The 13,013-nt window shown below is 41.8% G+C and carries 12 protein-coding genes and 5 tRNA genes; all 17 read right to left on the bottom strand.

Annotated elements, in window-relative coordinates:
• Positions 1 to 157: 157 nt before the first annotated feature.
• Positions 158 to 781 carry a hypothetical protein gene (locus EO114_RS07735; RefSeq protein WP_127062488.1) on the bottom strand — a complete coding sequence of 208 codons (624 nt, stop codon included), beginning with the start codon at positions 779 to 781 and terminating at the stop codon, positions 158 to 160.
• A gap of 30 nt (positions 782 to 811) precedes the next feature.
• On the bottom strand, positions 812 to 964 hold the full coding sequence (locus EO114_RS07890; RefSeq protein WP_206168679.1) for a hypothetical protein: 153 nt from the start codon (positions 962 to 964) through the stop codon (positions 812 to 814).
• Between the two features lie 154 nt (positions 965 to 1,118).
• Positions 1,119 to 1,661, bottom strand: coding sequence for a Panacea domain-containing protein (locus EO114_RS07730; protein WP_127062486.1), 543 nt, complete (start codon positions 1,659 to 1,661; stop codon positions 1,119 to 1,121).
• Between the two features lie 102 nt (positions 1,662 to 1,763).
• Positions 1,764 to 1,840, bottom strand: a tRNA-Met gene (locus EO114_RS07725).
• 7 nt (positions 1,841 to 1,847) lie between these two features.
• Positions 1,848 to 1,923 (bottom strand) — tRNA-Thr (locus EO114_RS07720).
• Positions 1,924 to 1,949: 26 nt separating this feature from the next.
• A tRNA-Met gene (locus EO114_RS07715) sits at positions 1,950 to 2,025 on the bottom strand.
• Between the two features lie 7 nt (positions 2,026 to 2,032).
• Positions 2,033 to 2,117 (bottom strand) — tRNA-Tyr (locus EO114_RS07710).
• 7 nt (positions 2,118 to 2,124) lie between these two features.
• Positions 2,125 to 2,200, bottom strand: a tRNA-Thr gene (locus tag EO114_RS07705).
• Between the two features lie 711 nt (positions 2,201 to 2,911).
• Positions 2,912 to 4,675, bottom strand: coding sequence for a hypothetical protein (locus tag EO114_RS07700; RefSeq protein ID WP_127062484.1), 1,764 nt, complete (start codon positions 4,673 to 4,675; stop codon positions 2,912 to 2,914).
• Positions 4,665 to 5,330 (bottom strand): hydrogenase nickel incorporation protein HypB, encoded by a 666-nt coding sequence (hypB, locus tag EO114_RS07695; RefSeq protein ID WP_127062482.1) that lies wholly within the window; start codon positions 5,328 to 5,330, stop codon positions 4,665 to 4,667. The genes EO114_RS07700 and hypB overlap by 11 nt, the downstream gene beginning before the upstream one ends.
• A gap of 9 nt (positions 5,331 to 5,339) precedes the next feature.
• The gene (hypA, locus tag EO114_RS07690) at positions 5,340 to 5,681 is read right to left on the bottom strand and encodes a hydrogenase maturation nickel metallochaperone HypA (protein WP_127062480.1); all 342 of its coding nucleotides are present in this window, start codon (positions 5,679 to 5,681) and stop codon (positions 5,340 to 5,342) included.
• The gene (locus EO114_RS07685) at positions 5,659 to 6,507 is read right to left on the bottom strand and encodes a bifunctional 5,10-methylenetetrahydrofolate dehydrogenase/5,10-methenyltetrahydrofolate cyclohydrolase (RefSeq protein ID WP_127062477.1); all 849 of its coding nucleotides are present in this window, start codon (positions 6,505 to 6,507) and stop codon (positions 5,659 to 5,661) included. Before EO114_RS07685 ends, hypA begins: the two co-directional genes overlap by 23 nt.
• 98 nt (positions 6,508 to 6,605) lie before the next feature.
• The gene (locus EO114_RS07680; RefSeq protein WP_127062475.1) at positions 6,606 to 8,594 is read right to left on the bottom strand and encodes a penicillin-binding transpeptidase domain-containing protein; all 1,989 of its coding nucleotides are present in this window, start codon (positions 8,592 to 8,594) and stop codon (positions 6,606 to 6,608) included.
• Positions 8,591 to 10,045: a CCA tRNA nucleotidyltransferase gene (locus EO114_RS07675; protein ID WP_240629078.1), complete on the bottom strand. Its 1,455-nt coding sequence runs from the start codon at positions 10,043 to 10,045 to the stop codon at positions 8,591 to 8,593. Before EO114_RS07675 ends, EO114_RS07680 begins: the two co-directional genes overlap by 4 nt.
• Before the next feature lie 12 nt (positions 10,046 to 10,057).
• A complete protein-coding gene (gene sdaAA, locus EO114_RS07670) occupies positions 10,058 to 10,933 on the bottom strand; it encodes an L-serine ammonia-lyase, iron-sulfur-dependent, subunit alpha (RefSeq protein ID WP_127062473.1) in 876 nt (291 codons plus the stop codon).
• Positions 10,934 to 10,941: 8 nt separating this feature from the next.
• On the bottom strand, positions 10,942 to 11,607 hold the full coding sequence (gene sdaAB / locus EO114_RS07665; protein ID WP_127062470.1) for an L-serine ammonia-lyase, iron-sulfur-dependent subunit beta: 666 nt from the start codon (positions 11,605 to 11,607) through the stop codon (positions 10,942 to 10,944).
• Positions 11,608 to 11,869: 262 nt separating this feature from the next.
• A partial coding sequence (locus EO114_RS08025; protein ID WP_206168678.1) for a YadA-like family protein occupies positions 11,870 to 13,013 on the bottom strand: 1,144 nt, incomplete at its 5' end.

Here is a 13,013-nt window from a genome sequence, read left to right as displayed (position 1 = left end):
CATGGTCAACGTGACCGATAGTACCAATGTTAACGTGTGGCTTATTACGTTCAAATTTTGCTTTTGCCATTTTGAATATAGCCTCCTTCATTACAAAAAAACTAATTACCTTTATTATATATGATTAAATAGAGAAATACAAATACACTTTACTTATTTATAGATATTTCAACATATATTCTAAGATACACTGAACGAGCCCCGTAGCGAGCAATAACAGGAATGCTTTCATAAGAGTACTGTTAATAATACGAGCTATAAGGGATAGATTCATGTAGAAAATCCAGATGGCCACTGCAAAGAAAGCCCCTAAGAAGAGCCAAATAAGTTCCATACCGTAGGATGTTGCTAGTAAAAAACCTGTCCCAAAGAAAGGTAGTAAGAGCAAGCCTAATACTACGCCATATACATTGGTGATGACCTTTCCGTAGATGAATCCTTTCACCACATCTGTCCAAGTCGCCTCACCTGTTGTCAATTTGTATAAGCCGAAGAAAATCGCACTATTAAACAAAATGGACACCGCTTGAAATAGGAAAAAGACGATGGCCAAACCTATGATAATGGCCGACCCTAAGGCGTCAATCTCACGATAATAGGCAGGCATGAAAAAGCCTACCAACGGCAGTACTAAAGTAGCCACCAATAAACAAAATACCACTTCCAGACCAAAATAGGTAAGTAAACCTTTTTTTATCGTCCCATGCTCTGCAATTTGATCGAATCCCCTACTCTTAGGGTGCCAAATTAATTCTTTTAAATCATTAAACCATGTTGTCATATGTACCTTCCCTTTTGCATAGATATAATATCATTTATAATACGCTATCAATTGCTGAATCGCATAGATATCCACTGCATCTAAATCACCAATTTTGCTTTTGAAGTCTGCTATTATTAATTGCAATGGTTGACTCAGTCTAACCGTTGATGGCTTGGTTAGCCCTGCATCACTCCAACGCATTAAATCATATTCCCCTGGATATGTATTCCTAGGCTTATGACTAGTTACCTTCAATGAAATAATAAAGGCTTCTTGATTCTCTAATACAACAACTGGTCACATCTTTGATTCTTCTGAATTTTCAAACTTTACAATCGCCCACCATACTTCCCAACTATTCGGCATACTCATACTCCTGTGGTAACACTAAATGGTTGGATTCATCCCTTGTGCCAACGAAGTCTTTCTCTGTATACGGCAATGTAAATTTATCAACAATTTCAATATCTTCATAGTATTCTGTAATTCGATGTTTCGGAATAATTTTATCCCCAGTAGAATAGTATACCTCATACCAAGGAGTTCCTTTTTCGTGAGATTTATTCACGAGAGAAGACGTAGACATAGTGCTATATTTACGCAAAACATCTAACAAGTATAATTGTTCTTCTTTTCTCAATGCTTGTCGATCAAACGATTGATTAACGATCCCATTTCTTCCATATTCTTTAAAAGTTTTATAGACAGACTTAACAACCGGGCCTAAATCCCAAGCTTCAAAATCTTCTTCAATAAGAGGATAACCTAATGATGAAATGCTCCCAGCTTGAGCAAAGTACAACAGTTTATTTAATCGTAAGTTAGTCATCGCATCTTCATTAGGATTATTAGCAACTATTTCAATAAAAAATTTCGCTACATCTATCGCTTTAGCCATAGAGCCACCACCTTTCTATACTCTCATTATACAAACTCAACCTATGAATTTCAATGCATATCTAATTTCAGGCATAAAAAATCCCCACCAAAGTGAGGTTATTGGTGGCGGCACACGGATTTGAACCGCGGACACACCGGGTATGAACCGATTGCTCTAGCCAACTGAGCTATGCCGCCAAGTATATGGAGCTAGTGACCGGGGTTGAACCGGTGACCTTATCCTTACCAAGGATACGCTCTGCCGACTGAGCTACACCAGCACTATTCAATCACTAACGAATTAACATGGTTGCGGGGACAGGACTTGAACCTGCGACCTTCGGGTTATGAGCCCGACGAGCTACCAACTGCTCCACCCCGCGATGAAAATGGTGGAGGGAGAAGGATTCGAACCTTCGAAGTCGAAGACGGCAGATTTACAGTCTGCTCCCTTTGGCCGCTCGGGAATCCCTCCAAAAAAATGGAGCTGGCGATAGGAATTGAACCCACAACCTGCTGATTACAAGTCAGCTGCTCTACCGATTGAGCTACGCCAGCACATTTACATATACATTATATATGTCTCTATGTAGTTTGTCAAGAACTTTTTTCTACTCCGTAGTGCTGTTCTTGACTACTTTCACATAATACCACATTTATGATTCCTAATGCAAGTACTTTATAAAAAATATTTTTACTTTTTTCAGAACTTATAAAAAGGCAATGCTTCCCCCCTAATTCAAGTTGCAAATTCAAAATTCAGTATGTAGTAGTTTTTCGTTTTAAAATATGGTATACTGAATATACAAAAAGAAGAGCCATCAACGTGTGATGGGCGTTAGGCTCATCTCAAGAAACTTTGAAATGAAAATGTGCCTAACGTATTAAGGTGAGCAGACCTTATTCGTTAGGCTTTTTCATTACTTATATAGTAAGTCCAAAAGTGCTATGATTAGCATACAACTTTGTATCAATAAAGATAATACTGTAAGCATCTTCATAGTATCACCTCCTCCATAATGTAGAGAGAGATGAACCTAACAACACGTTAATAGCTTTTCTTATTATTATACTATAAACTACTTAAATCGTGAATTTTTTGCCATCAAAAAATCCCCCTAAGTGACGCAGTTACGCGTAGCAGTCTCATGGCGTTGCCATATCAAGTTTATACAAACACAAGAAGAGCACGGTGTGCTCCGAACAAACATTATGAAATACCGTTTGTGAGGAGTATGCCGTGCTCTTCCCTTTGCGTAAATAACATCATTACAACGCCATAGACTTCATAGCCGAAACAAGTTCGCTTTTCTTTTGGTCTGATAATAATATTTCTCTAACGAATTTATCATCCATTGTAAATAACAAATACGTATGTTCTAGCACTGGATGGCGATAGCCGTAAACTACACCTTTACTACTATCATGATGATTAGCAGGTTCTTCAAAATCTGGCACTCCGTAGAGATAGAGCAGTAAATATTTAGAATCTCCTAGTGAAATGCCGCGTTTCGTCGTACCAAGCGATGAGTTGATCATGACACGAGTAATTTCGTGTTCCTTGTTATATGCGATAACTACATCCTTATAGCCTAAAAATTCCTGACCATATAGCTTGCCTCTTTCTTCCCAAGATCGATTTGGATCATTGGTAAAGGTGTCACCTAATCGGTATCCCATCAAAGAGAAATCTGATTCTGTCATTTCATTAGGCTTAAACGTTTCTAATGTAGTGGCTGGTATAGCAAAACGAGGCCAGTCTTGACCCGTAATCATTCCCAAATGTGTCACTTTCCCCTGCTTCAATGAAAGCCACACATAACCCACAGAACTGTTAGAACCTGCTAAAGAGTCACTACTATATGTATTCTTCACCAACTGTGAAAACTCCTCTAAATGCATAGCAGTTTTATTGTGTTTTGTTATAGTTTTTTCTTCATTAAATACACCTCGATATAGCCACAGCAATGAATCATTTTTATTATCGCGCCACATAGCCTGCGGTGCGCCCCAAGCAAAGAGCACTTCACTGCGCGTCGCTCCTACATGAACATCTTCATGTAAGAAGATGCTATCTTTATCTGTCCACAATAGATCAATAGGGTATTTGGGAGCTTTATTTTGTTTCTCAGCCTTTATATCCTTTGACGATGTCTTAGTCCCCTCATCGATTGAATGTGCTCCTTTGCCCTCGGCTGTACCATCCTTAGATACCTTTGGTGTATCTGGTTTACGTTTCTCTGTCGATATATCTACACTTCGTTCTTCGTTGGTCACAGCCCCTTCAGACTTCAACTCCTTTGATCCTGCATTATCAAGAACTACCTTTGCTTCTGTTGGTCTATCTTTGCTAGTATCCTTCACCGAACTAATTGACATAGTACCTACACCATCGTTAGTAGCACCAACGGTATCCTCATTAGTCTCCGCATCCTTGATGTCATCAGATACCACATCATCCTTTGTCATCCTATCAACAGATGGCTTCTTATACATAGCCTCGAACTTATCTTTCAGTACGTCCACATCGGGAAATACCCAAGGTTCACGTTGTTTTGCTTCCACACGAGCTTTCGCCTCTGCTTGCAGTGCGCTTACAAATGTATCGGTAATCACAAGTGGCGGTATGCGCTTCACTGTGAAAGTAGTCCCCACCAAGTCTAATTCTTCCGCATCACCTTCTACAAAGGACGCTTTTTTCTCTTTTAAAAACTTACGCAGCGCCAACTTTTCCGCCACATGGTCTGGGGTTAAATCAAGAGTCACCCTCCCTACGGTCACCCTCTGTTGTACAGCGGTGCTATTGTGTTTCATCTCTACTACGTTTTTTCCTTGCGCCACATCCGATATTGGCTCTTGCTTCACCTCAGAACTTGCTTTCTGCTTTCTAGCAGTATCTTGCTCAGAAATAGGCGCTACGTTCTTATTTACAGAATTCACAGCCGCATCATGCCCCAGTACGACTTCCGTCTGCAATCCCACCATGCCAACTAATGCCATAGCTGCCAAGGCAGCTTTCCAATTAGCTTTCATTGTTACGTCGCTCCTCTAATTTTTCTTTCACCCAAGTAATCCAAGGTGAAAGCCCTGCTTCCTGAGTGCAACTCACCTGAAAAATAGGCACACCTGGTTGTAAGGAGTTAATATCCCGCATGGCCTCATCCATTTTAAATGGTACATAAGGCAATAAATCAACTTTGTTCAACAATACTGCTGCTGACTCTTTAAAAATCAAAGGATATTTTAATGGCTTATCTTCTCCTTCAGTGATAGAAAGGACCGTTACTTTCATATCTTCACCGATGAAAAATTCTGCTGGGCATACTAAATTGCCTACATTTTCAATAATGATTAGATCCAAGGCGTCCAAATCTAGTTCAGCGATAGCCTCACGAATCATATTCGCATCTAAATGGCAACCTCCGACAGTGTTAATTTGAATCACTGGTACACCTGTGGCATGAATGCGCTCCGCATCTTTATCTGTGAACAAATCACCTTCAATAACAGCAATGCGATAGTCCTTGGACAAGGTTTGTAACGTCGCCTCTAATAGGGATGTTTTACCCGCCCCTGGAGAGCCCAATAAATTCATCACTAAAATGTGTTTATCTTTAAATTGTTGTTGTAGTGTTTCTGCAATGGCATCATTTTTTGCCAATACATTTGTCATTACTTGTACTTCCATAGTACTCCTTTAATCCATATCGATGGATGCCACACGCAATTCTCGGCCTTGTAATTCTTCTACGGCAAAGCTTTCACAGTGTGGACATACATGACGATACTGTTCCATTGAAAATTCTTGATGGCAATCTAAACAACGTCCTTTCATAGGAATCGTTTCAATGTCTAGCTTTGCTCCCTCTGCCGCCGTTCCTTGTGTGACTGCATCAAAACAAAAGTGTAACGCCTCTGGCTCTACGCCAGACAACGCACCAATCTGTACTTGTATAGCATGGATGATGGTCCCTTCATTCGCTTTCAGCGTGTCTAGCGCCACATCCACAATTCCCTCAGCGATGGCCATTTCGTGCATAATACGCCTCGTATAATCCTTCTAACATCATGGTGGTCGTTACAGAACCAACGCCACCTGGTACAGGAGTGATGGCAGAAGCCACTTCACTGGCAGAGCCGAAGTCCACATCACCTACGGTCTGTCCCTCTAACTCATTGATTCCCACATCGATGACTACACAACCTGGCTTCAACATAGATCCGTGCACCATGTGAGCTTTACCGACCGCAGCTATGACCACATCGGCTTGTGCTAGTTCAGCTGGTAAGTTTTGTGTTCTAGAATGGCAGATTGTCACCGTTGCATTGCGCTCTAGCGCCAACAATGCCACGGGTTTACCCACCACTTGGCTACGGCCTAGAACCACTACTTTTTTACCTGCTAGTTCGATGCCATAATGGTCAATAATCGCCATGCAAGCCCTTGGTGTGCACGGCACATACCCACCTTTGCCAGAGCTAACTAGCCCAATGTTATAGGTGGTTAGCCCATCAATATCCTTCGCTGGATCTAAGGCTCCAATCACCGCTTCACTGTCGATATGTTTCGGCATCGGCATTAATGGCAATACGCCGTAGATACGTTCATCTGTGTTAAATTTGTGAATCACCGCTTCTACCTCTTCTTGCGTAGCTGTTTCTGGCAATTCCACTAATTCAGTATCGAAATTTGCCCCTTTTGCTACCTTTTCCATGAAAGTAGCATACATTTTGGCAGCACTATCGTCTCCAACTAGCAAAATACCTAGGGTAATCGTTATACCTTGGTCTATCAAAGCTTGCATTTTTTCCTGCAGCACCGCTTTTCGCGCCTGAGCTACAGGCTTACCTAATAATTCTATCATCCTATCCTCTCCTTGAGCATCTCCTATTACAGATACCCTACTGCAGTATCAATAGGCCTAGGATGTAATATTATTTCACATCCCATAGCCCACGTATCTTACCGCTTGAAATACACTGTAACGGATCCTCCCTGTTCTATAGTACTACCCACTGCTTCCTCTTGAGAAACAGCATAGCCTGTTCCATAAGGTTTAAAGGTTAATCCTGCTTCATGCACCCAATCCCGTACTTCACCATACGCATGACCTACAAAATTTGGTACAATTACAGATCCATCTTTATTACGATGTACTGCTAATACGTTAGTTCCACCTTTTGCCTTATCTTTGTCATTGTGTTTACTACGAGTTGGTGAAAGTTTATAGTATCGTACTAACTGCGTCATCACATCTTGGAAAACAGGAGCCGCAATTTGACCACCATAGTATGTACCTTGCGGGTCATCAATCACAACTAATGCCACAAAGTGAGCATCTTCTACAGGGCCGTATCCAATAAAGGATGCAATATACCGGCCATTCAAATAACCACCATGTTCGGCATCTAATTTTTCCGCCGTACCTGTTTTACCAGCAAATTGGTAGCCCTCTACGTAAGCTTTATGGCCGCCCCCTTCGGAGACTTCTTTTTCCAAAATATCTGTAATCTGTTTGGCAATACTTTCAGGGATAGGCTGGCCTTGCTCTATATCTTGTGCTTCTCTGAAAGTGGATCCGTCTGGGTTCACAATGGATTTAATAATATGAGGTTTCATCATTTTGCCCCCATTTGCCAAGGCCCCAAAGGCTTGTACCATTTGTAATGGTGTCACCGCAATCCCCTGTCCAAAAGACATGGTCGCCGTATCTAGTTTACTCATTGTTTTCGGGTCAAATAGGATTCCATCTCCCTCAGCAGGAAGTTCAATGCCTGTGGCTTTACCAAAGCCAAATCGTTTGACATACTCTGTCAAAATATCTCCACCTGTGGTCGTACCCAAGTACGCCATGCCCGTATTAATGGAATATTTTAGAATATCTAGTAAGCGAACTTTACCACTGCCTTTACCGTCCCAGTTTTTTATCGTATGCCCATCGATTAGAATGGTACCCGTATCATTGTACACTGTATCTAGTTGCCATTTTCCAGCTGCCAGAGCGGAGGCGGCAATAATCGGTTTGAACGTAGAACCTGGTTCATAAATACTTACCACCGCATTGTTCCGATAATCCTCAAATTTCAGTTTATTCACATCCGTAGACATGCCTCGATTCCGATTCGCCATGGCAATGATTTCCCCAGTTTTCGGATCCATAATAATCATCGCTGCACTGCGAGCCTTGGTATCTGCCATCGCTTTATCTAGTGCACGCTCTGCAATAAACTGCACCGTAGTATCAATGGTGAGATTTACAGATTTTTCTTGATCTGGTAAAAATTGAGATTGTACAGATTCAAAAACAGGGCGACCTGCCGTATCATTGTAAATGCTGACTTTCACTTCATTACTGCGAATCACATCATCTAAGGCCGCCTCAAGTCCCGCTTTACCTTCTGCATCAGCCTGCCCATCTTCATTGAATCCTACAAATCCAAGGACCGGTGCTAACAAGGTATCATTAGGATAATACCGCCGACTTTCCTTGTGCAAGGTAATAAAGTTGAACTTGGCTTCCTTAATGGCCGCTTCTATACCATTAGAATTCGGCACATCTAAGAGTCGATCAATCCAAACAAAGGCTGTATCTTCATTTAACTTTTTAATAATCTCTTCTCTAGAAATGCGCACATAAGGAGCTAATACATCTGCCACTTCTTCTGGCGTTTTTTTAGCTACTACTCGCATCATAGTTGGGTCTGCGCTAACAGAGTTAACTGTTACACTCAATGCCAAGGGATTGCCATTGAGGTCAAAAATAGTTCCCCGTGGAGATTGTAAAACTCTATCTGTTAAAAATTGATTAGAAAACCGTTCAGAATAGGTATCTTTTGCCACAATCTGTACATAGGTATATCGCAATATAATTCCTAATGATATAAAAAATAGAACTAAGAACCACGAACCGGCATTCAAATTTAATCGTTTTCTTGCTGCTTGCACTTTCATGCATGGTACTCCTTTTTCTTTACTCGTTCGTATTTAGCCATTCCTGCCTTATGTAAGGCTTCTGGTGTATTGGGAATATCTCCCGCTTGTACTCTCTGTAAGAGAGTCTGCATTACTTCCTTCGTATAAGGTGCTACTAAATTGGGCAATCTGCGATCATAGCACAAATCCTTCGTGTGTACAGGCATCTGTTTTGCCATATCCATCATGCGTGTTCCATACTGGACTGTAGGTTCTGCATCTTTCGTGCCTCCTCCTAATACATCTGCCACACCTAGGGTTTTTAGATAGTCCACAGCCTCCACTAGATCCTTGGTTTCTCTAAATAAATTTTCATGAGATTCCTTCTGCAACCATTTACGTAAATCTGCAGAACCATTGGACACATAAAAGTGAAACCGCATATGTCGCTCTACAAGCCATACCGCAAGATTTACAAATTCTTTAGTATAGCCTAAACGGGTCAAGATATTTCGTGCCATAGTGGCACCCACTCTATCATGATTACGATCCGTAATGCGCCCATTGTGAAAGCCTCGAACTCCTTCCATGCCTTTCCCCACATCGTGGAGCAAAGCAGCCCACCGCAATACTAGATTCGGCGGCACTCCTTTTACTACTGCTAAAGTGTGGCACCATCCATCATATACATGGTGCTCTGGTGCTTGCGGTAAATCTACTAGATGCGTTAGCTCTGGCAATATAGGAATCCGTCGAGACTGACCCTCTATCGTTTGTTGGCAACATTGCTCATTTAAATGACTGCGCACCAACGCATCTAAAGCGAGATCTACATACTCACTAAGCAACATTTTTTCAATTTCTATACGCACTCGTTCTAGAGATAATCCTTCCACACGATATAGGTTTGGCTCTATGCCCGCCCAGGTGGCAGGATCAATAGAAAAGCCTAATTGTCCTGCAAATCGACATAATCGGAACATGCGCAACGCATCTTCTTGAAATCGCTCTCGGCTAGATCCAATGGTACATAAACGGCGTGCCACAATATCTCGTAAACCGCCTACTTCATCACGGACCTCACCACTTTCAGTGAGAGCAAGACCGTTAATCGTAAAATCTCTACGCTGTACATCTTGTAAAAAAGTAGAAGGAAATTGCACTGCCACTGGTCGATGACTATCTTCACCATATTGTTCACTTCGATAGGTTGCTACTTCATAGGTATCATCACCCACTGTAACCACAACTACCCCAAAGGAAGCGCCTACTACATTCGTCGTAATAAAGCCCTCAGTTCGCAACACATCAATGACCCCCTCCGGCATAGCGGAAGTGACAATATCATAATCATGAGGAATGCGCCCCATCTGTATATCTCGCACCGCACCACCCACAATATACGCTTCATAATGCGCTGCTTGTAAGGTCCGCAAAATGCGCAGAGCTCCTTTGTAGATAGAAGTCTCTTTGTATGCTTCTATGCCCATACTTACACCTCTCTATTTCTGATGGGCTAACCGATTCGTGATATCCACACCTGTTTTAGTTTTCGCCAAACCGCCTTCGCTGGTTTCACGAAGCGCTTCTGGTAAAGCCCGTCCAATGGAATCCATCGCTCCAATCACTTCATCTGCAGGAATGCAACTGCGCAATCCTGCCATAGCCATTTCTGCGGATGCCAACGCATGCACTGCATAGATTCCATTTCTTTTCACGCAAGGCACTTCCACCAGTCCTGCCACAGGATCGCAAACTAAACCTAAGACATTTTTCATACATAGAGTCATAGCTGTTACCACTTCTTCCGTAGTGCCGCCCATCATCGCTACAGCACAAGCAGAAGCCATAGCAGCCGCTGTACCCACTTCGGCTTGACAACCACCCACAGCCCCCGCTACACAGGCTTGATTTGTCACTACATTACCTACACCAGCTGCCGCTAAAAATCCATTCACATACGCTTCATCATTGCATTCGTAGACTTCTCCTACCGCTTGCATCACACCTGGTAAAATACCACAGGCTCCCGCTGTAGGACACGCCACAATACGGAACATCTTTGCATTTGCTTCATTCACAGAAATAGCATAACGTAGTGCCCGATAAGCTAAATCGCTTAAAAAAAGAGGTTGTCTTTCATCTAATTGTTTCGCTTGCCCTCCAGACATACCACTCTTACTTTTTCTTGTGTCAGCGATGCCATCACGAACAGATTCCTTAAAAATCTGAATACGACGTCGTATCTCAGCTAGGACCTCCTCTTTCGTAGAGCCCGTACTTTCTATTTCTGAACGCAAGACCACTTCGGAAAAGGAAATACTTTCACGATCAGCCAAGCGAACAATGTCTTCAATTGTATCGTATAAATAACTCATAGTATCCTCTATTCCAATGGTTCAAAATACATAACCGAGGAAATACCCGGCACTTCTTTGATTTGCTGCAATGCCATTGCATCTACATCAGAGTCCGTAGAAATAAGCATGACTGCCTCTGACCCTTTTCGCTTACGGAACACCCGCATGCTAGAAATATTGATGCCTTCCAAGCCTAAAATGTGCGTAACCCCTGCAATGACACCCGGTTGATCTGTATGAAAGACAATGATTTGATGCTCTTCTCCAGTAATATCTACATCGATGCCATCAATATTCGTCACTGCCACACGACCTCCACCGAGGGATGACCCTGTAACAGACATGTGTTTTCCATCTTTACCGTACATATTGAATCGCACTGTATTAGGATGGCCTGCGTCTATTTCCGATTCAATAAAGGTATACTGAAAGTTCTCACGTTCTGCTATCTCCAAGGACTCACGAATACGTGCATCATCTGCATCCATTCCCAGCAATCCTGCCACCAAAGCACGATTTGTACCATGTCCACGATAGGTCTTGGCAAAAGAACCATATAAGGTCATAGTCACACTATCAGGACGCTCACGAAAAATAGACAAAGCCATCTTTCCCAAACGCGCCGCCCCTGCTGTATGTGAACTAGATGGACCTATCATAACGGGCCCAATAATATCAAATATACTACTCAAAGTAGGTACCTCCTATAATCTATGTAGGAATATCTTATGTATTATCTGTGTCTTATATCATACCATATTTGGGGCCTTCTCGTAAAAAGATTGCTGCCTAAATCACGCAAATACAAGAAGACCGTAACATCCCCCCCTGAACTAACATAATCACTGTATAGTTTGAGAAGGGGTGTGTTACGGTCTTCCCTATATCCTATTCAATTAGGAACTTCATAAGGTATATAGCAACAAGATGTATAGATACTCTTAGTGTCTAAGATTATCCATTCATGCGTTTGAACAATTCTGCAATTTGCGCTTTCATCAATGCCAATTCTTCACGTTGTGCTTCATTTTCTGCTTTTTGAGCAGCATTGGTAGCACGCAATTCATTTAATTGGTCTTTTTGGATTTGGTTTTGTGCTTCTAAGGCAGATACCTTATCTTGTAATGTGTAAGAGGCACTGATTGGTCCTTGACGGAATGTGTCTTTCACAGCTGTTTCATCAGCACGAGCACCAAATTTCCATGTCACACTAGCATTGGCCATCACTTCACTACCATATCCATTAAAGGAAGCACCTAGATGGAATAAAGTAGATTCATTTTTGTAGTGGTTCACTCCAAGAGCTAACGCACTAGCACCTTGATAGTATCCTAGGCCTGCAGACACTTGAGTTGGCTCTAATGGATCATATTGAATAGTTTGTAATCCAGCTAATGCAGCCGCTTGTGCGCCAGAACGATTAATACGATTGTTGATATTGATCGTTGTACCTCGTAATTGAGACACGTTAACTGCATCCGTATCTTTCGTACCTGGTGCAAGATTGTGCATTTGTTGCATACCTGCAGAGATACCTTCTGTCATAAGCGGGTTACCATCTGGACCGGTTACAGGGTTACCCTTTTCATCCAATACTGGTTTATCCATACCGAAGGAAATAACTCGAGTATTATCTACTACATTTGGTTTTAAAGCTCCTACAGCACCCGCATATTTCTCGCCTGGTTTTCCATCTTTACCCATATACACAAAGTTACCATCTTTGTCTTTCATGACAGGCTTATTATCTTTATCTACATATGTAAGATTTCCATTTGCATCACGAGCTACTGTACTATTTGGAATGACTTTCAATCCTTCGTTCGTATACTCCGTAGAGTTACCAGGATTTTTAATCACTTCTTTTTGCTTTCCAGTAGTAGGATCAATAACTGGTTTACCATCTTTATCGAATACTTTTTCCATTTTTACTACTTCTTTTTGTTTTCCAGTAGTAGGATCGATAACTGGTTTACCATCTTTATCGAATACTTTTTCCATTTCATCAGTTGTAGTAAAGGCTATCTTATCACCAGATACATGCGATGTTTTTTCTACGCCAGTCTTCGGATCCGTTGCATTAAAAATTAAATCTTTA

The sequence above is a fragment of the Veillonella sp. 3627 genome (assembly GCF_003992195.1).
Taxonomy (GTDB): domain Bacteria; phylum Bacillota; class Negativicutes; order Veillonellales; family Veillonellaceae; genus F0422.
This window is presented reverse-complemented; position numbering and strand designations above follow the sequence as displayed.

Excerpts from the sequence above, each read along its gene's own strand:
- EO114_RS07735 (WP_127062488.1), bottom strand. The coding sequence starts at position 781 with ATGACAACATGGTTTAATGATTTAAAAGAATTAATTTGGCACCCTAAG.
- EO114_RS07890 (WP_206168679.1), bottom strand. The coding sequence starts at position 964 with ATGCGTTGGAGTGATGCAGGGCTAACCAAGCCATCAACGGTTAGACTG.
- EO114_RS07730 (WP_127062486.1), bottom strand. The coding sequence starts at position 1,661 with ATGGCTAAAGCGATAGATGTAGCGAAATTTTTTATTGAAATAGTTGCT.
- EO114_RS07700 (WP_127062484.1), bottom strand. The coding sequence starts at position 4,675 with ATGAAAGCTAATTGGAAAGCTGCCTTGGCAGCTATGGCATTAGTTGGC.
- hypB (WP_127062482.1), bottom strand. The coding sequence starts at position 5,330 with ATGGAAGTACAAGTAATGACAAATGTATTGGCAAAAAATGATGCCATT.
- hypA (WP_127062480.1), bottom strand. The coding sequence starts at position 5,681 with ATGCACGAAATGGCCATCGCTGAGGGAATTGTGGATGTGGCGCTAGAC.
- EO114_RS07685 (WP_127062477.1), bottom strand. The coding sequence starts at position 6,507 with ATGATAGAATTATTAGGTAAGCCTGTAGCTCAGGCGCGAAAAGCGGTG.
- EO114_RS07680 (WP_127062475.1), bottom strand. The coding sequence starts at position 8,594 with ATGAAAGTGCAAGCAGCAAGAAAACGATTAAATTTGAATGCCGGTTCG.
- EO114_RS07675 (WP_240629078.1), bottom strand. The coding sequence starts at position 10,045 with ATGGGCATAGAAGCATACAAAGAGACTTCTATCTACAAAGGAGCTCTG.
- sdaAA (WP_127062473.1), bottom strand. The coding sequence starts at position 10,933 with ATGAGTTATTTATACGATACAATTGAAGACATTGTTCGCTTGGCTGAT.